General features: G+C 68.9%; 21 protein-coding genes. 13 read left to right on the top strand and 8 right to left on the bottom strand.

The annotated features are described in order from the left end of the window. Positions 1 to 48 precede the first annotated feature (48 nt). From EEY80_RS12895 to EEY80_RS12885, 3 genes are all read left to right on the top strand, one after another. On the top strand, positions 49 to 921 hold the full coding sequence (locus EEY80_RS12895) for a GGDEF domain-containing protein (protein WP_164738244.1): 873 nt from the start codon (positions 49 to 51) through the stop codon (positions 919 to 921). 103 nt (positions 922 to 1,024) lie between these two features. After that, on the top strand, positions 1,025 to 2,107 hold the full coding sequence (locus tag EEY80_RS12890; RefSeq protein WP_126976989.1) for a zinc-binding metallopeptidase family protein: 1,083 nt from the start codon (positions 1,025 to 1,027) through the stop codon (positions 2,105 to 2,107). Between the two features lie 123 nt (positions 2,108 to 2,230). After that, positions 2,231 to 2,713 carry a GNAT family N-acetyltransferase gene (locus EEY80_RS12885; protein ID WP_164738243.1) on the top strand — a complete coding sequence of 161 codons (483 nt, stop codon included), beginning with the start codon at positions 2,231 to 2,233 and terminating at the stop codon, positions 2,711 to 2,713. A 55-nt stretch (positions 2,714 to 2,768) separates the two neighbouring features. Here the strand turns inward: EEY80_RS12885 and EEY80_RS12880 are convergent, their stop codons facing one another. From EEY80_RS12880 to EEY80_RS12870, 3 genes are all read right to left on the bottom strand, one after another. After that, positions 2,769 to 3,845, bottom strand: coding sequence for a 5-(carboxyamino)imidazole ribonucleotide synthase (locus EEY80_RS12880; protein ID WP_126976987.1), 1,077 nt, complete (start codon positions 3,843 to 3,845; stop codon positions 2,769 to 2,771). Further along, entirely contained in the window at positions 3,838 to 4,323 is a 486-nt protein-coding gene (gene purE / locus EEY80_RS12875; RefSeq protein ID WP_126976986.1) for a 5-(carboxyamino)imidazole ribonucleotide mutase, read from the bottom strand. The genes EEY80_RS12880 and purE overlap by 8 nt, the downstream gene beginning before the upstream one ends. A gap of 84 nt (positions 4,324 to 4,407) precedes the next feature. Beyond that, entirely contained in the window at positions 4,408 to 4,644 is a 237-nt protein-coding gene (locus tag EEY80_RS12870) for a YdcH family protein (protein WP_126976985.1), read from the bottom strand. A 217-nt stretch (positions 4,645 to 4,861) separates the two neighbouring features. On the opposite strand from EEY80_RS12870, the gene EEY80_RS12865 reads away from it, so the two are divergent. Together EEY80_RS12865 and EEY80_RS12860 are read left to right on the top strand one after the other, a co-directional pair. Next, positions 4,862 to 5,275 (top strand): Hsp20 family protein, encoded by a 414-nt coding sequence (locus EEY80_RS12865; protein WP_126976984.1) that lies wholly within the window; start codon positions 4,862 to 4,864, stop codon positions 5,273 to 5,275. Between the two features lie 16 nt (positions 5,276 to 5,291). Then, positions 5,292 to 5,519, top strand: coding sequence for a DUF1150 family protein (locus EEY80_RS12860; RefSeq protein ID WP_126976983.1), 228 nt, complete (start codon positions 5,292 to 5,294; stop codon positions 5,517 to 5,519). A gap of 99 nt (positions 5,520 to 5,618) precedes the next feature. On the opposite strand, the gene EEY80_RS12855 is transcribed toward EEY80_RS12860, so the two are convergent. The 4 genes from EEY80_RS12855 to EEY80_RS12840 all read right to left on the bottom strand — a co-directional run bounded on the left by EEY80_RS12855 (position 5,619) and on the right by EEY80_RS12840 (position 8,965). Then, complete coding sequence (locus EEY80_RS12855) at positions 5,619 to 6,014, bottom strand: response regulator (RefSeq protein ID WP_126976982.1); 396 nt, start codon at positions 6,012 to 6,014, stop codon at positions 5,619 to 5,621. A 408-nt stretch (positions 6,015 to 6,422) separates the two neighbouring features. Beyond that, complete coding sequence (locus EEY80_RS12850) at positions 6,423 to 6,674, bottom strand: DUF982 domain-containing protein (RefSeq protein WP_205749114.1); 252 nt, start codon at positions 6,672 to 6,674, stop codon at positions 6,423 to 6,425. Positions 6,675 to 6,778: 104 nt separating this feature from the next. Further along, positions 6,779 to 6,985 carry a cold-shock protein gene (locus EEY80_RS12845; RefSeq protein ID WP_126976981.1) on the bottom strand — a complete coding sequence of 69 codons (207 nt, stop codon included), beginning with the start codon at positions 6,983 to 6,985 and terminating at the stop codon, positions 6,779 to 6,781. 270 nt (positions 6,986 to 7,255) lie between these two features. Beyond that, a complete protein-coding gene (locus EEY80_RS12840; RefSeq protein ID WP_126976980.1) occupies positions 7,256 to 8,965 on the bottom strand; it encodes a bifunctional sulfate adenylyltransferase/adenylylsulfate kinase in 1,710 nt (569 codons plus the stop codon). Between the two features lie 387 nt (positions 8,966 to 9,352). On the opposite strand from EEY80_RS12840, the gene EEY80_RS12835 reads away from it, so the two are divergent. From EEY80_RS12835 to EEY80_RS12810, 7 genes are all read left to right on the top strand, one after another. Further along, positions 9,353 to 10,885, top strand: coding sequence for an acyl-CoA carboxylase subunit beta (locus EEY80_RS12835; protein ID WP_126976979.1), 1,533 nt, complete (start codon positions 9,353 to 9,355; stop codon positions 10,883 to 10,885). Between the two features lie 7 nt (positions 10,886 to 10,892). Next, positions 10,893 to 11,291: a DUF6497 family protein gene (locus EEY80_RS12830; RefSeq protein WP_235829836.1), complete on the top strand. Its 399-nt coding sequence runs from the start codon at positions 10,893 to 10,895 to the stop codon at positions 11,289 to 11,291. A 229-nt stretch (positions 11,292 to 11,520) separates the two neighbouring features. Beyond that, complete coding sequence (locus EEY80_RS20605) at positions 11,521 to 11,649, top strand: hypothetical protein (protein WP_268885654.1); 129 nt, start codon at positions 11,521 to 11,523, stop codon at positions 11,647 to 11,649. A 114-nt stretch (positions 11,650 to 11,763) separates the two neighbouring features. After that, entirely contained in the window at positions 11,764 to 12,168 is a 405-nt protein-coding gene (locus EEY80_RS12825; protein WP_126976978.1) for a hypothetical protein, read from the top strand. 367 nt (positions 12,169 to 12,535) lie between these two features. Then, positions 12,536 to 12,745, top strand: a complete 210-nt coding sequence (locus tag EEY80_RS12820; protein ID WP_126976977.1) for a hypothetical protein — start codon at positions 12,536 to 12,538, stop codon at positions 12,743 to 12,745. 162 nt (positions 12,746 to 12,907) lie between these two features. Further along, the gene (locus EEY80_RS12815; RefSeq protein ID WP_126976976.1) at positions 12,908 to 13,135 is read left to right on the top strand and encodes a hypothetical protein; all 228 of its coding nucleotides are present in this window, start codon (positions 12,908 to 12,910) and stop codon (positions 13,133 to 13,135) included. 93 nt (positions 13,136 to 13,228) lie between these two features. Then, a complete protein-coding gene (locus EEY80_RS12810) occupies positions 13,229 to 15,232 on the top strand; it encodes an acetyl-CoA carboxylase biotin carboxylase subunit (protein WP_126976975.1) in 2,004 nt (667 codons plus the stop codon). A gap of 48 nt (positions 15,233 to 15,280) precedes the next feature. Here EEY80_RS12810 and EEY80_RS12805 read toward each other — a convergent pair whose 3' ends face one another. Continuing rightward, positions 15,281 to 15,859 (bottom strand): DUF4174 domain-containing protein, encoded by a 579-nt coding sequence (locus tag EEY80_RS12805; protein ID WP_235829835.1) that lies wholly within the window; start codon positions 15,857 to 15,859, stop codon positions 15,281 to 15,283. Positions 15,860 to 15,964: 105 nt separating this feature from the next. Here EEY80_RS12805 and scpA point away from each other — a divergent pair, with 105 nt between their 5' ends. Continuing rightward, on the top strand, positions 15,965 to 18,100 hold the full coding sequence (gene scpA, locus EEY80_RS12800) for a methylmalonyl-CoA mutase (RefSeq protein WP_126976974.1): 2,136 nt from the start codon (positions 15,965 to 15,967) through the stop codon (positions 18,098 to 18,100). Positions 18,101 to 18,107: the final 7 nt, after the last annotated feature.

Below are 18,107 nucleotides of genomic sequence, written 5' to 3'. Positions count from 1 at the left end.
ATGGCGACAGCGCGCGGGGCGCGCGCAGCCCAGGACAGGATCGGCCGCATGTGGCTCTATCAGGCGCTGTCGCGCCTCTTTCCGCACAGTTACACGGCGAAGGTCATCTCGGTGGCTTTCGTGGGGGTGCATCTGCCGCTGCTGGCCGTGCTGGCCGCGATGCTGGCCGGCGAGGAGACGCTGGCGGCGCAGGCCCATGTGCTGTTCGCCGCCCTGGGGGCGACGCTGGTGGCGACCGGCGCCACCATCCTTGCGCTGCGCGCGGTCCTGCGGCCCGTCTATCGCATCGACGCTGCCATCCGCCGCTTCGAGGAGACGGGCGAGGTGCACCCGCTGCCCTCGGGCCTGGGCGACCAGCCGGGCCGGATCATGGACGCGACCAACCGGCTGATCCTGTCCATCGAATCCGAGGTGGACGCGACCCGCCGCGCGGCGCTGACCGATCCGATGACCGGTCTTCTGAACCGCCGGGGCCTGGCCGAGAAGATCCGGGGCCCCGCGCCCTCGGGCGGAGCGATGGCGATGCTGGCGATCGACGGCTTCGCGGAGCTTGCCGCGCGCCATGGCGAGGCCGAGGCGAACGGGCTGCTGCGCGACCTCGGCCGGCTGCTGGCCGGCACCCTGCGCAGCGGCGACGTGCTGGCCCGGGCAGGGGGCGAGGAGTTCGCCGTCTTCCTGCCCCGGCTCGGCATCGGCGAGGCCCGCGAGGCGGCGGAACGGCTGCGCGGCGTGATCTCGCGCCAGCTCGGCCGCGAGGGCTGGCCGGTGACGGTGTCCATCGGGCTGGCGATGGCGCGCCGCGACCTCGACCGCGAAGCGCTGATGGTCGAGGCGGAAGGCGCGCTGGCCGAGGCGCGCGCCGGCGGCAGCAACCGGATCTGCGTGGCGGTGATCGCGCAGGGGGGCCTGTCGACCGCCTGACCGCCCGCATTGCCGCGGCCGTTCAACCCACACGGAACTGCCGCCTGCCGGGCGGCGTTCCCCGGCGCCGGTCCTTCCCGCCGGCCCCTCCAGAGGATGCGCGATGAAGCTGTTCCAGTGCCAGTGCTGCGGTCAGGTGCTGCATTTCGAGAATACCGTCTGCCTGCGCTGCAACCGGAACGTGGGCTACCTGCCCGACGCCGACCGGATGCTGGCGGTCGAGGCGGAGGGGCCGGTCTGGCGCCCCGCCCCGGTCGAGGAGGGCGCGCCGCTGGACGGCACCGCCCGCTATCGCTTTTGCGAGAACTGGGAACTGTCGGCCTGCAACTGGATGCTGTCGGCGGACGGGGACGAGCCCTTCTGCCGCGCCTGCCGCCACAACCGCACCGTCCCCGACCTGTCGGACCCTGACCGGCATGCCCGCTGGCAGCGGATCGAGGCGGCCAAGCGGCGGCTGGTCTATGCGCTGCTGAAGCTGGGCCTGCCGCTGCCTCCGCCGGGCAGCGACCACCCGGAACCGCTGATCTTCGATTTCCTCGCCGACGATCCCGAAGGCGGGCCACGGGTGCTGACTGGCCATGCCTCGGGCGTCGTCACCATCTCGCTGACCGAGGCCGACGATGCGGAACGCGAGCGGACGCGCAGCGAGATGGGCGAGGCCTACCGCACCCTGCTGGGCCATTTCCGGCACGAGATCGGGCACTACTACTGGGACCTGCTGATCCGCGGCGGCGGGCTGAAGCCGGAATTCACCGCGCTGTTCGGCGATGCCGATGCCGACTATTCCGCCGCGCTGGACCGCCACTATGCCGAAGGTCCCCCCGCCGGATGGGAGGCCGATCACGTCAGCGCCTATGCGACGATGCACCCGTGGGAAGACTGGGCCGAAACCTGGGCGCATTACCTGCACATGGTCGACACGCTGGAAACCGCCGTGGCCTTCGGCCTGACGCTGGACCCCGGCGTGGATGACGAGGGCGACCTGTCGGCCGACCTGGATTTCGACCCCTACCGCGCCCGCGGGTTCGGCCGGCTTGCCCGGTCCTGGCCGCCGCTGACGGTGGCGCTGAACGCGCTGAACCGCTCGATGGGTCAGGCCGACCTCTATCCCTTCGTGCTGCCGCCGCAGGTGACCGAGAAGCTGGCCTTCGTACACCGCACGGTGCGCGGGGCGCAGGCGGGCTGACCGGGTGACGCGATGCCCGGCGACGGCTCCGGGCCCCGCGCTGTGCCGCGTCGCAGCGCGGGGCATGTTGCATCTGCGGCAAGATCGGGCGTAAAGTCGGGAAACGGTTCAGGAAAGACATTCATGCACCTGCGCGAAGTCCGGCCGGCGGATCACATGTTCATCTCGATCCTCGTCGCCACCGCCTTCGAGCGGCCGGACGAGGCGCGTCTGGTCGAGACGTTGCGCCGCGACGGCGACATGGCGCTGGAACTGGTGGCCGAGGAAGAGGGCACCATCCTTGGCCATATCGCCTTTGCACGGATGGTGTTGCCGGCGGGGTGGTGGGCGATGGCGCCGGTATCGGTGATCCAGTCCCGCCAGGGGCAGGGGATCGGCAGCGAGATGATCCGCGAAGGCCTCGACCTGTGCCGCCAGCACCATGCGCAGGCGGTGGTGGTGCTGGGGGCGCCCGAGTATTACGGCCGCTTCGGCTTTACCCGCGCGGCGGCGCATCACCTGACCACGCCCTTCGCGCCCGAATTCACCCAAGTCTATCCGATCGCGCCGGGCAGCGGGCTGCATTCCGGACGGCTGCTCTACCCGGAGGCCTTCGGCGCGCCGTGACGTGCCGCCGCAGGGCGCTGCGCCGGGCGGGGCTGGCGCTGTCGATCCATGGGGGTCAGGTCCGGCGCGGGCTGATCCGGTTCACATGGCCCATCTTCCGGCCGGGGCGGGCCTCGGCCTTGCCATAGAGGTGGATCGCCGTGTCGGGCTGGCGTGCATAGTCGGGCACCCGGTCCACGTCGTCGCCGATCAGGTTCAGCATCTCGACATCCGCGATCCGCTGGCCATCCCCCAGCGGCCAGCCGGCGACCGCGCGGACATGCTGTTCGAACTGGTCCACGGCGCAGCCGTTCTGGGTCCAGTGCCCGGAATTGTGGACCCGGGGCGCGATCTCGTTGACCAGCAGCCCGGCGGGCGTCACGAACAGCTCCACTCCCATCACGCCGACATAGTCGAGCGCGTTGAGGATCCGCGCCGCGATCAGCACCGCGTCCGACCGCAGGCCCGGCCCGATCTGCGCGGGGACGGTGGTGGTGTGCAGGATGCCATCCCGATGCACATTCTCGCCGGGGTCATAGGCCGCCACCGAACCGTCGAGCCCGCGCGCCGCGATGACCGAAATCTCGCGGCTGAACGTCACGAAGCCCTCGAGGATCGCGGGTTGGCCCCGCATCGCGGCCAGCGCCGCCGGGGCATCGGCCGGGCCGCCAAGCCGCGCCTGCCCCTTGCCGTCATAGCCGAGCCGCGTGGTCTTCAGGATCGCGGGCAGGCCCACCGCCATCAGCGCCGCCGCCATCTCGGCATCCGAGCCGACGGGCGCCCAGGGGGCGGTGGCCAGCCCCAGCCCGTTGAGGAAGGTCTTTTCCTGCACCCGGTCCTGGCTGATCGCCAGCGCCCGGCGGTTGGGGCGGATCGGGCGCAGGCTCTCGATCAGGTCGAGGGCCGAGGTCGGCACATTCTCGAACTCGTAGGTCACCACATCGACCGCGGCGGCGAAGGCGCGCAGCGCGGCCTCGTCCTCGTAGGGCGCGGTGGTCAGGGCATGGGCCACATCGCCGGCGGGCGGGTTCGCGGCGGGTTCATAGACATGGGCGCGCAGGCCAAGGCGGCTGGCGGCGACCGCGAGCATCCGGCCCAGCTGGCCGCCGCCGAGGATGCCGATGGTGGCGCCGGTGGGCAGGGCGTCAGTCATCCGAAGGCTCCTCGGGGATCGAGGCCGACAGCGCCGCGCGCCAGCCGTCCAGCCGCGCCGCCAGCGCCGGGTCGTTCAGCGCGAGGATGCCCGCCGCCATCAGCCCGGCGTTGGCCGCGCCCGCTGCGCCGATGGCCATGGTGGCGACCGGATAGCCCCTGGGCATCTGCAGGATGGAATAGAGGCTGTCGACCCCGGACAGGGCCCGGGTCTGGACAGGCACGCCGATCACCGGTACCCGGGTTTTCGACGCCATCATGCCGGGCAGATGCGCCGCCCCGCCCGCACCGGCGACGATCACTTTCAGCCCGCGCGCGACCGCCGAACGGCCATAGTCCCACAACCGGTCCGGCGTGCGGTGGGCCGAGACGATCTTCGCCTCGTAGGGCACACCCAGTTCGTCGAGGATCTTCGCCGCCTCCTGCATCGTAGGCCAGTCCGACTGGCTGCCCATGATGATCCCGACTTCCACGCCCATGTCTGCCCCGCCTCTGCCCCGCTGCCGCGTCAGGCGCCGGACTATAGCGGGGGCGGCGCGGGGTGCAATGCCGCGAGGCCGCGCTCAGGCGATGATGTCGGGGGTCAGCAGGTCGTCGATGCGGGCGATCTGGTCCTTCAGCGACAGCTTCTGCTTCTTCAGCCGGCGCAGGGTCAGCTGGTCGCCGCGGCCCGTCTCCTCCAGCGCGCGGATCGCCTCGTCCAGATCGCGATGTTCGCGGCGCAGCACCTCGAGCTTCAGGCGCAGCACATCGTCGTGGGTCATCTCGGCGGTTTCGGGTGCGGTGATATGCGCGTTCATGACGACAGCCTGCTGGGGTGGACCTGGCCGGCCCGGTCTGCGAGTCGCAGGCGGTTCCGTCGCCGAAATATAGCGTTTCTGGGGCGTTGCGGAAAGTGTTGCGCGAAGGGGGCTGCGGGCGACCTTGCCGTGCCCGCCGACCCGCCCCATATTGACGGCAAGGGACCGCCAGTGCCGGGGTCCCCTCCGCATGTCGCTTGCACGAGGACAGGCCAAGATGTCGAAAGTCGGTTTTGGGGCCCACCCCTTTCTTCTGGGCTTCGATCAGCTCGAACGGCTGGTGGAACGCACCGTCAAGGCCGGTGCCGAAGGCTACCCGCCCTTCAATATCGAACAGAGTGGCGAGAACGCCTATCGCATCACGCTCGCCGTCGCCGGCTTCCGCGAGGACGACCTGTCGATCACGGTCGAGGACCGCCAGCTGATGATCCGCGGCCGTCAGGCCGAGGATGAACAGGATCGCGTCTTCCTGCATCGCGGCATCGCGGCCCGGGCGTTCCAGCGCAGCTTCGTGCTGGCGGAAGGCGTCGAGGTGGCGGGCGCGGCACTGGAAAACGGCCTGCTGCATCTGGATCTGCGCCGCTCGGTCCCGGAACCCGTGGTGCAGACCATCCGCATCGGCCGCAAGTGACAGAAAGGGGAACAGGATGAACACGCAATACGATTTCGGTCCCGAGGGCGGCGAGCGCATCGTCTATGTCCGCCCCGTCGCCGTTGACAGCCTGCCCGAGGAGGTGCGCCAGCAGGCCGAAGGGCTGGACACGCTCTACGCCCTGCATGACGCGGCGGGCGAGCGGCTGGCGCTGGTGCGCGACCGCAAGCTGGCCTTCATGCTGGCACGGCAGAACGATCTGGCGCCGGTGAGCGTCCACTGATCAGCGTCCACTGATCGCGCCGAACCGGCTGTAAGCGATAAAGGACGGGCGGCATCTGCCGCCCGTTTGCATGTCCGAAGCCCGTCAGCGCAAGCGGGGTCAGAAGCCGATGCAGGCGGGTTCGGTGCGGTCGCCGCTGCGCGCCATCGCCTCGGCCAGGTTATGGGCGATGCGGTCGGGGGTGGTGGGCTTCGGGCACAGCATCGCCTCGGGGAATTCGGCGATCAGGGCGGAACAGTCGGCGCGGCCGGTGTGAAAGATGAACGGCACGCCGTTCTTCTGCAACGCGCGGGCGACGGGGAAGATCGTCTCGCCGTTGAGGTCGACATCGAGAACCGCGCCGTCGATCGCCACCCGGGCGACCAGGTCCAGCGCGCTTTCGATCCGGTAGCAGGGACCGGCGACGGTTGAGCCCAGATCCTCGAACGTCATGGCGAGGTCCAGGGCGAGAAGGGCCTCGTCCTCGACTACCATGATCGTCTTGCCTTCCAGCATCGTGCCGGTCCTCGTTCTGCCCGCCGGGTCTTGGTTCCGGGCCGGTCATCCGGCCGCTGCCGCCCGTTCGTCTTTCCGGTCCGCCATGCGCATCGGCGGAAATCTGCGCCCGCCGAACGCAATATGCCTGTGGGCGGTTGCCTTCAAACGCAACTGCGGGCCGGGAGGTTCCGGACGAGTTCATGTGGCGCCTCTGCGTCGGGTCGGTCCGGTCCCGCCGGGCGGTCGCCGGGGCAATCCTGACCGGCAAATCGGCCCGCGGCGGGGTAGGCCCGGGGCCGGACTGTGACCGTTCCGTGGCATGGTGCGGCAGGGGCGGCAGGCGGCCGACGCGAAAAGGCGCGCCGGTGGCGCGCCTTTGACATCGGGTCCGTGAAACCTGACAGCGACTTCTCGGTCAGCGGCGTCTCAGGCGACGCGGCTGTCGCGGACGAAGCCCGCGCTGCTGGCGGCCGAGATGAAGGCGCGCCGGGCGGAGCCGACCGAACCCAGGCAATGCATCGCCGCGTCGATCCGGGTCAGCGCCCGGTCGCGGGCCTCATCGGCCACGGGCCATTTCTTGCGCAGCCAGTAGGCCGCCTGTTCGATCGTGCCGAATTTCTGCACCTCGCCCGCAGGCGAGACGAAAGAGAGGGGCGAACCCCAGTAGATTTCGATCAATTGAGTCTGTCTTCCATGTAGAAATCGCCGCGCCCGCGAACGGGCGAGGCGAAGGCGGAGGGCTGGCTGCGAACGGCCCCGCCCCCCGGTGTGGTGGCCGTGGATCAGGCCAGCTGCAGGTTCGTCGCGGATTCGCGGCCGTTGCGGTCGCTTTCCGTGTCGAAGGTCACGGCCTGGTTGTCGTCCAGCCGCGAGATGCCGGCCCGCTCGAGCGCCGAGATATGGACGAACACGTCCTTGCCGCCACGCTCATGCTGGATGAAGCCGAAGCCTTTGGTGGGGTTGAACCACTTCACGGTGCCATTGGCCATCGTGATGTTCCTTGTATAGGTGCCGCCCACAAAACGCAGCGGCCCGGCAAAGCTGAAGATCGAGAGCTGAGCCGTCAGGAACAGGTTCGATAAAAGAGTTGCCCCAGACAGATGGGGATGCGGCACGCCGATTGCGAGGGGCGGGGCCGGACAATCGGCCTGGCCATTGATAATGCTGGAAACTGTTCGTCCGGTGGTGGCCAGGCGGCCCCCAATGAGAAAGGGCGCGTCCCGCGACGCGCCCCTTCTGGTCGATAACGGTCCGGCGGATCAGACGGCGCCGATCAGGCCCATGCTTTCCAGCTTCAGGATCACCTGATGCGCGCAGGTATCGACGTCCTGACCTTCGGTGTCGATCCGCAGTTCCGGCTTCTCGGGCGTCTCGTAGGGGTCCGAGATACCGGTGAACTCCTTGATCTTGCCCTCGCGCGCCAGCTTGTAGAGCCCCTTGCGGTCGCGCGCCTCGCAGGCCTCGATCGAGGTCGCCACATGCACCTCGACGAAGGCGCCATAGGCCTCGATCATCTCGCGCACCGCGCGGCGGGTGGCCATGTAAGGCGCGATGGGCGCGCAGATGGCGATGCCGCCGTTCTTGGTGATCTCGGACGCGACATAGCCGATGCGGCGGATGTTGATGTCGCGGTGCTCCTTCGAGAAGCCCAGTTCCGAGGACAGGTGCTTGCGCACCACATCGCCATCCAGCAGCGTCACCGGACGGCCGCCCAGTTCCATCAGCTTGACCATCAGCGCGTTGGCGATGGTGGACTTGCCCGAGCCCGAGAAGCCGGTGAAGAGCACGGTGAAGCCCTGCTTGGCCCGCGGCGGACGGGTGCGGCGCAGTTCCTTCACCACGTCGGGGAACGAGAACCATTCCGGGATTTCCAGCCCCTCGGCCAGACGGCGGCGCAGTTCGGTGCCCGAGATGTCGAGGATGGTGGCGCCTTCCTCGACCTCGTCGCGCGGCTCGTACTGGGCGCGTTCCTGCACATAGACCATCTGCTTGAAGTCGACCATCTCGACGCCGATCTCGGCCTGGTGCTTGCCGAACAGTTCCTGCGCCGCATAGGGGTCGTAGAAGTCCTGCCCGGCCGAGTTCTTGCCCGGGCCGGCATGGTCGCGCCCGACGATCATGTGGGTGCAGCCGTGGTTCCGGCGGATGATGCCGTGCCAGACCGCCTCGCGCGGGCCGGCCATGCGCATGGCCAGGTTCAGCAGGCTCAGCGTCGTGGTGGCGGCCGGATACTGGTCCAGCACCGCCTCGTAGCAGCGCACGCGGGTGAAGTGGTCGATGTCGCCCGGCTTGGTCATGCCGACCACCGGGTGGATCAGCAGGTTGGCCTGCGCCTCTTTCGCGGCGCGGAAGGTCAGTTCCTGATGCGCGCGGTGCAGCGGGTTCCGGGTCTGGAAGGCGACGATGCGGCGCCAGCCCAGCTTGCGAAAATAGGCGCGCAGCTCGTTGGGGGTGTCGCGGCGGGCCTTGAAGTCATAATGCACCGGCTGCTGGATGCCGGTGATCGGGCCGCCCAGATAGACCTTGCCGGCGGTGTTGTGCAGGTAGTTGACCGCCGGATGCGCCAGATCGTCGGCGCCGAACACCTTCTCGGCCTCGTTCGCCTTGTTCGGCACCCATTTGTCGGTCACCGACAGGATGGCGAGGATGACGCCTTCCTGATCGCGCAGCGCGATGTCCTGGCCGGGCTCGATCTTGCCGGCGAAGTCCTCGGACACGTCCAGCGTGATCGGCATCGGCCAGAGCGTGCCGTCGGCCAGCCGCATCTCTTCCACGACGCCGTTATAATCGGCCTCGGACAGGAAGCCCTTCAGCGGGTTGAAGCCGCCGTTCATCAGCAGTTCCAGATCGCAGATCTGACGGGGCGTCAGGTCCCACGAGACGAGGTTGCCCGCCTCGTGCTTCAGCTTCTGCGCGGACTCGTAGGAAACATAAAGCTCGGGGATCGGAGCGAGGTTCGGAAGGGTCATCGGGAGGCCTCTATCGATTTTTGGTGCAACATCGGGGGTAGAAAACGCTGGACTTGGCCCCGCTGCTACAGCGCCCGCGTCGCAGATTTCAAGCCGGATCGCCACCCTTTTTCCGGACTGAGACTTTCTTGCTGCGTCTGCGAAAGAATTTGGGCAAAGATTGTCGCTGCACTGCGGAAAATTGGGCAACCGTCCGCCGCTGCCGGTGGCGATCCGGGACAATCGTGCCGCCGGACCGGCACTCATTCGGGCGCCCGTCGGCGGAATTTCGCACATTTGCGATTTGCGCTGAAGGCTTCTTCGGAAGTTTGCAAATTTTCCGGAAACCGCTTTGGCTGCCCCGCCGCTTCCGCTAGGGTCGGGGCGTCGGTCGGATTGGGGGGGCAGATGAAGGACATCCTGCAACAGCTGGAACAGCGTCGGGCCGAGGCACGGCTGGGCGGGGGCGAGCGCCGGATCGAGGCGCAGCACAAGCGCGGCAAGCTGACGGCGCGCGAACGGCTGGACCTGCTGCTGGACGAGGGGTCTTTCGAGGAATTCGACATGTTCGTCCGCCATCGCTGCACCGAGTTCGGAATGGAGGCCGACCGTCCCGCCGGCGACGGCGTCGTCACCGGCTGGGGCACGATCAACGGCCGCATGGTCTATGTCTTCAGCCAGGATTTCACCGTCTTCGGCGGGTCGCTGTCGGAAACCCACGCGCAGAAGATCTGCAAGATCATGGACATGGCGATGCAGAACGGCGCGCCGGTGATCGGGCTGAACGATTCCGGCGGCGCGCGCATCCAGGAAGGCGTGGCCTCGCTCGGCGGCTATGCCGAGGTGTTCCAGCGCAATATCATGGCCTCGGGCGTGGTGCCGCAGATCAGCGTCGTCATGGGTCCCTGCGCCGGGGGCGCGGTCTATTCCCCGGCGATGACCGACTTCATCTTCATGGTGAAGGACACGTCCTACATGTTCGTCACCGGCCCCGACGTGGTGAAGACCGTGACCAACGAGGTGGTGACGGCCGAGGAACTGGGCGGCGCCTCGACCCATGCGAAGAAATCCGGCGTGGTGGACGGCGCCTTCGAGAACGACGTGGAGGCGATCAGCGAGATCCGCCGCCTGTTCGACTTCCTGCCGCTGAACAACCGCCAGAAGGCGCCGGTCCGTCCCTTCTTCGACGATCCGGGCCGGATGGAACCCAGCCTCGACACGCTGATCCCCGACAACCCGAACCAGCCCTATGACATGAAGGAGCTGATCCTGAAGATCGCCGACGAGGGCGACTTCTACGAGATCCAGAAGGACTATGCCGGCAACATCATCACCGGCTTCCTGCGGATCGAGGGGCAGACCGTGGGGGTGGTGGCGAACCAGCCGATGGTACTGGCCGGCTGCCTCGACATCGACAGCAGCCGCAAGGCCGCGCGGTTCGTGCGGTTCTGCGATGCCTTCGACATCCCGATCCTGACGCTGGTGGATGTGCCGGGCTTCCTGCCGGGCACCGGACAGGAATATGGCGGCGTGATCAAGCACGGGGCGAAGCTGCTGTTCGCCTATGGCGAGGCGACGGTGCCGAAGGTCACGGTCATCACCCGCAAGGCCTATGGCGGCGCCTATGACGTCATGGCGTCGAAACATCTGCGCGGCGATTTCAACTATGCCTGGCCCACGGCGGAAATCGCGGTGATGGGCGCGAAGGGCGCGGTCGAGATCCTCTACCGGGGCGAACTGGCGGACAAGGACCGGATCGCCGCCCGCACCCGCGACTACGAGGACCGCTTCGCCAATCCTTTCGTCGCGGCCGAGCGCGGTTTCATCGACGAGGTGATCCAGCCGCATTCGACCCGCCGCCGGGTGGCGCGGGCCTTCGCCTCGCTGCGGGGCAAGGTTCTGGCCAACCCGTGGAAGAAGCACGACAACATCCCGCTCTGAGGTCACGATGCGCCGGACCCTGCCGCTTTGCCTGCCGATGCTGGCCGCGATGCTCGTGGCGGGGCCCGCACGGGCCGAGGAGATCCGGCTGCCCTCGGGCCTCGCCGTCAGCTGGATCGAGACGGTGCAGGATGCCGCGGGGCCGGAAGGGCTGACCGCGCGCTTCCGTTTCCTCGCGCCGGCCATCACTGCGTCGATGGATTTCGACAGTCTGGCCGCCGACATGCAGTGGTTGTGCGACAGCTTCGCGCTGCCCCGCATCCCCTCGACGGGGCCGCAACCGCAGCAGATCGTCATCTCGCTGTCCGACCGGGAGATTCCCTTCGGCGAGACGGCGCCCGACGCGGTGCAGTTCTTCGAGGCCTACCGCCCCGCGGAGGGCAGCTGCGAATGGGAGATGTTCTGATGCGGGTCCTCGTCCCGTCCGGGGGATCGTTCCGCGCCGCCCGCCGGTGCCCTGGGTCCCGGTGCCCTGAGTCCCGCCTGCCACATTCCGCCGGCATCGACGGCGCCCCATACCGCTTTGCCGGGGGCTGGCTTATGCTGTGCGCCGGCCGTTCGCGAACGGTCCCCCACCTCGACAGGCAGGCCGGGTGCCGTGGCGCCCCGGTCACAACAAGAAACAGGAGCACGGAATGTCCAGGAACCTCCTCATCGGCGCATGTCTGCTGGCCTTCGTGGCCGCCTGCGCCCAGAAGGACGAAGTCGTCTACGTCGAAGAGCCGGTCACGGCCGAACCGGTCTATACCGGCAAGTACAAGTAACGCCGCCGGGCCGGCCGCCGTCCGGTGGATGGCGGCCGGTCCCCGCGGGACGCCGCCGGCCCGAAGCGGGCTCACCGGCGCGGCACGGCCCGGTCCTTGCACAAGGGGCTGTCCATGCTGAAACACCGCGGCTTTCCCGGCCGGTTGCCGGGCACCGATTTCCAGTTCGTCATCCGCCGCGCCAACAAGAAGGGCGCGACCAAGATCATCCGGCGCGAACGCTTCCGCGACCGCGCGGCGCTCGACCGCCGCGCCGACGCGGCCTTCATGGCCGCCCTCTGGGCGCAGTTCGGCGAAGAGCCGTTCGAGCGCGGCAACCTCGATGCCGGGCGGCTGTCCTGGCTGTTCGGGCGCGAGGTGGTGGCGGCCGAGGACCCCTTCGATCCCGAAAGCTATGAGGCGCTGCTGCGCATCGACCTGAAGCGGGCGCAGGCCGCCTTCCCCGAGGTCTTCGCCCCCGAGACGGCCGAGGATTTCGGCTTCGACGAGGACGACGACGACTGGGACGAGGACGAATAGGCATGTCTCCGCCCGGCCCCCCGCATCTGTGGCAGCTTGCCGCCCACCGGCCGCGTCCGGCGCAGGCGACGGTTGCGCGGCCGCAGGGGCCGGCGCAGTCTGGCGGCGGGGGCGTGGTCACCAGCAGGGCCATCCTCCCGGTTCGTTGTGACCGTTACCCTTCCCCTGACTCCCGGCCCGGTTCCCGGCTTTCCCGCCTGTGCTCCGGGCCGGTCTTTCCCGGGGCCGTCCAGTCCCTCGCTCCAACCCTGGCGGATCGGCAATCGTCTGCCGAGTCTCGGAAATCGCGCGGAATTCACTTTCGGGAACCGGCCGGAACGCTAGACTGTTGCGCAATAACAACCCCTGCTGGAGGCGGAGCACACCTATGCGCAACACCAAGATCATCCTTGCCCTCGTCGGCATGTCGGCCCTTGCCGGCTGTCTGGAAACCGACGGCGGCCGCGCCCTCACCGGCGCCGCTGCGGGCGCCATCATCGCCGACGCGACCGACAACAACGCGCTCACCGGCGCGGCCATCGGTGCCGGCGCCGGCGCGCTGTGCGACGACGCGGGCATCTGCCGCCGCTCGTACTGAGCCGGCAATCGCGGCGGCCTCTGGCTGCGGTGATCCTGTTCGGGCCGCTGTCCCCCGCGGGGACGGCGGCCTTTTTTCATGGCGGGGCCGGGGCGTGGCGCGGAACCCCGCGGCCATGCCGGGGGTTGGCGGGGAAACCGATGCCACTGGAGGAGCCCTGCCATGCCTGACCAATTCCCGCCCCGACATCTGCGTCGCGGCCTCGCCGCCGGACTGTTCGCGGCCACCGCGCTGCTGGCCGCCTGCGGCGAGAACGACTTCGAACGCGCCGCCACCGGCGCGGCCACGGGCGGCGTCGCCGCGGCCGTCACCGGCGGCAGCCTGGCGCAGGGCGCCGTGGTCGGCGGCGCCGCCGGCGCGCTGTGCGACGACGTGGGCATCTGTAACTGATCGTCCGGCCCTCGGGCCGACCGTTCGCAACCAAGACTTCCGGGCTGCCGTGGCATCGCGCCGCGGCGGCCCTTTCCGTGCTGGGGGGACCGCATGTTCGACAAGATCCTGATCGCCAACCGGGGCGAGATTGCCTGCCGCGTCATCAAGACTGCCCGCCGGCTGGGAATAGCGACCGTCGCCGTCTATTCCGATGCCGACCGCAACGCGCTGCATGTGTCGATGGCGGACGAGGCGGTGCATATCGGCCCCGCCCCGGCCAACCAGTCCTATATCGTGATCGACCGGATCCTGGCCGCGATCCGCCAGACCGGCGCGCAGGCGGTGCATCCGGGCTATGGCTTCCTGTCGGAAAACCGCGCATTTGCCGCCGCGCTGGAGGCGGAGGGCGTGGTGTTCATCGGCCCGCCCTCGGGTGCGATCGAGGCGATGGGCGACAAGATCACCTCGAAGAAGATCGCAGCCGAGGCGGGCGTCAGCACCGTGCCGGGCTACATGGGCCTGATCGCGGATGCGGAAGAGGCGGTGCGCATCTCGGGCCAGATCGGCTATCCGGTGATGATCAAGGCCAGCGCCGGCGGCGGCGGCAAGGGCATGCGCATCGCCTGGTCCGAGGCGGAGGCGCGCGAGGGCTTCGACAGCTCGCGCAACGAGGCGGCGGCGAGCTTCGGCGACGACCGCATCTTCATCGAGAAATTCGTGACCCAGCCCCGGCATATCGAGATCCAGGTGCTGGCCGACACGCATGGCAACTGCGTCTATCTGCACGAACGCGAATGTTCGATCCAGCGCCGCAACCAGAAGGTCATCGAAGAGGCGCCTTCGCCCTTCCTCGACGCAGCCACCCGCAAGGCGATGGGCGAACAGGCCTGCGCGCTGGCCCGCGCCGTGGGCTATACCAGCGCGGGCACCGTGGAATTCATCGTCGACGGGGCGCGCAACTTCTATTTCCTCGAGATGAACACCCGGCTGCAGGTGGAACATCCGGTGACGGAACTGATCACCGGCATCGACCTCGTGGAACAGATGATCCGCGTCGCCGCCGGCCAGCCGCTGCCCTTCCGGCAGGAGGATCTGAAGATCGACGGCTGGGCGATGGAAAGCCGGCTCTATGCCGAGGACCCCTATCGCAACTTCCTGCCCTCCATCGGCCGGCTGACGCGCTATCGCCCGCCGGTCGAGGGCGAGACGCCCACCGGCGGCATCGTGCGCAACGATACCGGCGTTTTCGAGGGCGGCGAGATCAGCATGTTCTACGATCCGATGATCGCCAAGCTCTGCACCTGGGCGCCGACCCGGGCCGAGGCGATCGAGGAGATGCGCGTGGCGCTCGACACCTTCGAGGTCGAGGGCATCGGCCATAACCTGCCCTTCGTCGGCGCGGTGATGGACCATCCCCGCTTCGTCGCGGGCGAGATCACCACCGCCTTCATCGCCGAGGAATATCCCGAGGGCTTCCAGGGCGTCGCGCTGTCGCCGGACATCGCGCGGCGGGTCGCGGCCGCGGCCGCCGCGATGCACCGGGTGGCGGAAATCCGGCGCAGCCGCATCTCGGGCCGGCTCGGCAATCACGAACGCCATGTGGGCGAGGACTGGGTGGTCAGCCTGCAGGGCGCCGATCACCCCGTCGCCATCGCGGCGGATCGCGACGGCGCGACGGTGACCTTCGCCGACGGCACCCGGCATCGCGTCGCCTCGGACTGGACGCCGGGCCGGACGCTGGCGCGGCTGACGGTGGACGGGGGGGCGCTGGTGCTGAAGGTGGACCCGATCCCCGAAGGGTTCCGCCTGCGGCTGCGGGGCGCCGACCTGAAGGTGCGGGTGCGCACCCCCCGCGCCGCCGAACTGGCACGGCTGATGCCGGAAAAGCTGCCCCCCGACATGTCGAAGGTGCTGCTCTGCCCAATGCCGGGGCTGGTGGTGAAGATCAGCGTGGCCGAGGGCGACGAGGTGCAGGAGGGTCAGGCGCTCGCCACCGTCGAGGCGATGAAGATGGAAAACATCCTGCGCGCCGAACGCAAGGGCATCGTCAGCAAGATCAACGCCGCGCCGGGGGCCAGCCTGAAGGTGGACGACGTGATCATGGAGTTCGCCTGACATGCCCGCCGCGGCAAGATCGGGGGCCGGCAGGCATGGCGGCTGCGCTCAGCGCCGCAGCCGTTCCTCGCGCAGTTCTTCCTGCCGCAGCGGCATCTTGTCGATGGCGCGGGTGATCTCGCGCACCGTCCAGGGGAAGGGCTTGCGCTGCGCGATCTGCCCGTCCTTGTCGATCAGCACCAGCATGAAGCCGCGCGGCCGCAGCCGGGCGCGGATGGCGCTGTCGGCCTCGGGGTCGGCATCGGCGATCACCACCGCGTCGCGGGCCTCCATCTGGTCCCGGCCCTCGGCCAGCATACGGATCTGGTCGATGAAGGCCGGGTTCTGCGGCGTGTCGGCCAGCACGATGACCAGCCGCCGGTCGAAGCGGAACTGCTCGATCGTCAGCCCTTCGGCGGGCAGGGGGAAGGGGGCCTCCGCCGAGGCGGCCTCGGGCAGCGCGTCGTCCGCGCCCTCGTCCCCGGGCAGGGGGACCGCCTCGCCCTGCGCCATCGCGGCGGGGGCGGCGCTGGCGGCCGGCAGGGCCGGCATCGGCGGCGGGGTGCGGTCCTGCGCCGCAAGCGGCTGGGCCAGGGCGGGGGCCGCGACCGCAAGCAACATCAGCATCACGTGGAACGGGCGGGGCATCGGGTCTCCTCTCCATGCAGATATAGTCGGGCATGGCAGAGTTGGACAGGGCAGGGTGCCGCGGCACGGTTCCCGCATCGCATCGCCCAAGGGAGGGCAGAAGCCATGACCGAACATCTCGACGCCTGGCGGCAGCTGGCTGCAAAGGAACTGAAGGGCCGCGACCCGGACAGCCTGACCTGGCACACGCTGGAAGGGATCGCGGTCAAGCCGCTTTATACCGCCGAGGATACGGCGGCGCTTGCCCATATGGGCAGCCTGCCGGGGATCGCGCCCTTCACCCGCGGCGTGCGCGCCACGATGTATGCCGGCCGGCCCTGGACGATCCGGCAATATGCGGGCTTTTCCACCGCCGAGGAATCGAACGCCTTCTACCGCAAGGCGCTGGCCGCCGGGCAGCAGGGCGTGTCGGTGGCCTTCGACCTCGCCACCCATCGCGGCTATGACAGCGACCATCCGCGGGTGGTGGGCGATGTGGGCAAGGCCGGCGTCGCCATCGACAGCGTCGAGGACATGAAGATCCTGTTCGACGGCATCCCGCTGGACAAGGTCTCGGTCTCGATGACGATGAACGGCGCGGTGATCCCGATCCTCGCCAATTTCATCGTCACGGGCGAGGAGCAGGGCCATCCCCGGTCGGTGCTGTCCGGCACGATCCAGAACGACATCCTGAAGGAATTCATGGTGCGGAACACCTATGTGTATCCGCCCGAACCCTCGATGCGGATCATCGCGGACATCATCGAATACACCGCGGCCGAGATGCCGAAGTTCAACTCGATCTCCATCTCCGGCTATCACATGCAGGAGGCGGGGGCGAACCTCGTGCAGGAACTGGCCTTCACCCTGGCCGACGGGCGCGAATATGTGCGCGCCGCCATCGCGCGGGGGATGAATGTCGACGATTTCGCGGGGCGGCTGTCCTTCTTCTTTGCCATCGGCATGAACATCTTCATGGAGGCGGCCAAACTGCGCGCCGCGCGCCTGCTGTGGCACCGGATCATGTCGGAATTCCAGCCGCAGAAGCCGGGCAGCCTGATGCTGCGCACCCATTGCCAGACCTCGGGCGTCAGCCTGCAGGAACAGGACCCCTACAACAACGTCGTGCGCACCGCCTACGAGGCGCTGGCGGCGGCCCTGGGGGGCACGCAGTCGCTGCACACCAACGCGCTGGACGAGGCGATCGCCCTGCCCACCGAATTCTCGGCCCGGATCGCGCGCAACACCCAGCTGATCCTGCAGGAGGAGACCGGCATCACCCATGTCGTCGATCCGCTGGCGGGCAGCTATTACGTCGAGAGCCTGACGGCGGAGCTGGCCGAGAAGGCCTGGGCGCTGATCGGGGAGGTCGAGGCGATGGGCGGCATGACCAAGGCCGTCGCCACCGGGATGCCGAAGCTGAGGATCGAGGAAAGCGCCGCGCGGCGGCAGGCGGCCATCGACCGGGGCGAGGATGTGATCGTCGGCGTCAACAAGTACCGGCTGGCCAAGGAGGACCCGATCGAGATCCTCGACATCGACAACGTCAAGGTGCGCGACGCGCAGATCGCCCGGCTGGGCCGGGTCCGCGCCAGCCGCGACCAGGCGGCCTGCGACGCGGCGCTGCTGGAACTGGGGCGGCGCACGGTGGAGGGCGGCAACCTGCTGGAGGCGGCGGCGGAATGCGCCCGCGCCCGCGCGACGGTCGGGGAAATCTCGCTGGCGATGGAGGGCACCTTCGGCCGGCATCGGGCGGAGGTGCGGACATTGGCGGGGGTTTATGGCGCGGCCTATGACGGCGACGAGGGCTTTGCCCAGATCCAGCGCGATGTGGAGGCCTTCGCCGAGGAAGAGGGCCGGCGCCCGCGGATGCTGGTGGTGAAGATGGGGCAGGACGGCCATGACCGCGGCGCCAAGGTCATCGCCACCGCCTTCGCCGATATCGGCTTCGACGTGGATGTGGGGCCGCTGTTCCAGACCCCGGAAGAGGCCGCACAGGACGCCATCGACAACGACGTGCATGTGATCGGCATTTCCAGCCAGGCGGCGGGGCACAAGACGCTGGCGCCGAAACTGGTCGAGGCGCTGCAGGCGCAGGGGGCGGGTGACATCCTCGTGATCTGCGGCGGGGTGATCCCGCAGCAGGATTACCAGTTCCTCTACGATCACGGGGTGAAGGCGATCTTCGGACCCGGCACCAACATCCCCGCCGCGGCGAAGGACATCCTGCAACTGATCCGCGCGGCGCGGCGCGCCGCCTGACGCGCGA

Source organism: Frigidibacter oleivorans (assembly GCF_003993775.1).
GTDB lineage: Bacteria > Pseudomonadota > Alphaproteobacteria > Rhodobacterales > Rhodobacteraceae > Frigidibacter > Frigidibacter oleivorans.
This window is presented reverse-complemented; position numbering and strand designations above follow the sequence as displayed.

Coding starts and splice junctions, on each gene's coding strand:
- EEY80_RS12890 (WP_126976989.1), top strand. CDS start 1,025: ATGAAGCTGTTCCAGTGCCAGTGCTGCGGTCAGGTGCTGCATTTCGAG.
- EEY80_RS12815 (WP_126976976.1), top strand. CDS start 12,908: ATGCCTGACCAATTCCCGCCCCGACATCTGCGTCGCGGCCTCGCCGCC.
- EEY80_RS12805 (WP_235829835.1), bottom strand. CDS start 15,859: ATGCCCCGCCCGTTCCACGTGATGCTGATGTTGCTTGCGGTCGCGGCC.
- EEY80_RS12885 (WP_164738243.1), top strand. CDS start 2,231: ATGCACCTGCGCGAAGTCCGGCCGGCGGATCACATGTTCATCTCGATC.
- EEY80_RS12810 (WP_126976975.1), top strand. CDS start 13,229: ATGTTCGACAAGATCCTGATCGCCAACCGGGGCGAGATTGCCTGCCGC.
- EEY80_RS12880 (WP_126976987.1), bottom strand. CDS start 3,845: ATGACTGACGCCCTGCCCACCGGCGCCACCATCGGCATCCTCGGCGGC.
- EEY80_RS12895 (WP_164738244.1), top strand. CDS start 49: ATGTGGCTCTATCAGGCGCTGTCGCGCCTCTTTCCGCACAGTTACACG.
- EEY80_RS20605 (WP_268885654.1), top strand. CDS start 11,521: ATGTCCAGGAACCTCCTCATCGGCGCATGTCTGCTGGCCTTCGTGGCC.
- EEY80_RS12845 (WP_126976981.1), bottom strand. CDS start 6,985: ATGGCCAATGGCACCGTGAAGTGGTTCAACCCCACCAAAGGCTTCGGC.
- EEY80_RS12825 (WP_126976978.1), top strand. CDS start 11,764: ATGCTGAAACACCGCGGCTTTCCCGGCCGGTTGCCGGGCACCGATTTC.
- EEY80_RS12870 (WP_126976985.1), bottom strand. CDS start 4,644: ATGAACGCGCATATCACCGCACCCGAAACCGCCGAGATGACCCACGAC.
- EEY80_RS12830 (WP_235829836.1), top strand. CDS start 10,893: ATGCGCCGGACCCTGCCGCTTTGCCTGCCGATGCTGGCCGCGATGCTC.
- EEY80_RS12835 (WP_126976979.1), top strand. CDS start 9,353: ATGAAGGACATCCTGCAACAGCTGGAACAGCGTCGGGCCGAGGCACGG.
- EEY80_RS12840 (WP_126976980.1), bottom strand. CDS start 8,965: ATGACCCTTCCGAACCTCGCTCCGATCCCCGAGCTTTATGTTTCCTAC.
- scpA (WP_126976974.1), top strand. CDS start 15,965: ATGACCGAACATCTCGACGCCTGGCGGCAGCTGGCTGCAAAGGAACTG.
- purE (WP_126976986.1), bottom strand. CDS start 4,323: ATGGGCGTGGAAGTCGGGATCATCATGGGCAGCCAGTCGGACTGGCCT.
- EEY80_RS12855 (WP_126976982.1), bottom strand. CDS start 6,014: ATGCTGGAAGGCAAGACGATCATGGTAGTCGAGGACGAGGCCCTTCTC.
- EEY80_RS12860 (WP_126976983.1), top strand. CDS start 5,292: ATGAACACGCAATACGATTTCGGTCCCGAGGGCGGCGAGCGCATCGTC.
- EEY80_RS12865 (WP_126976984.1), top strand. CDS start 4,862: ATGTCGAAAGTCGGTTTTGGGGCCCACCCCTTTCTTCTGGGCTTCGAT.
- EEY80_RS12820 (WP_126976977.1), top strand. CDS start 12,536: ATGCGCAACACCAAGATCATCCTTGCCCTCGTCGGCATGTCGGCCCTT.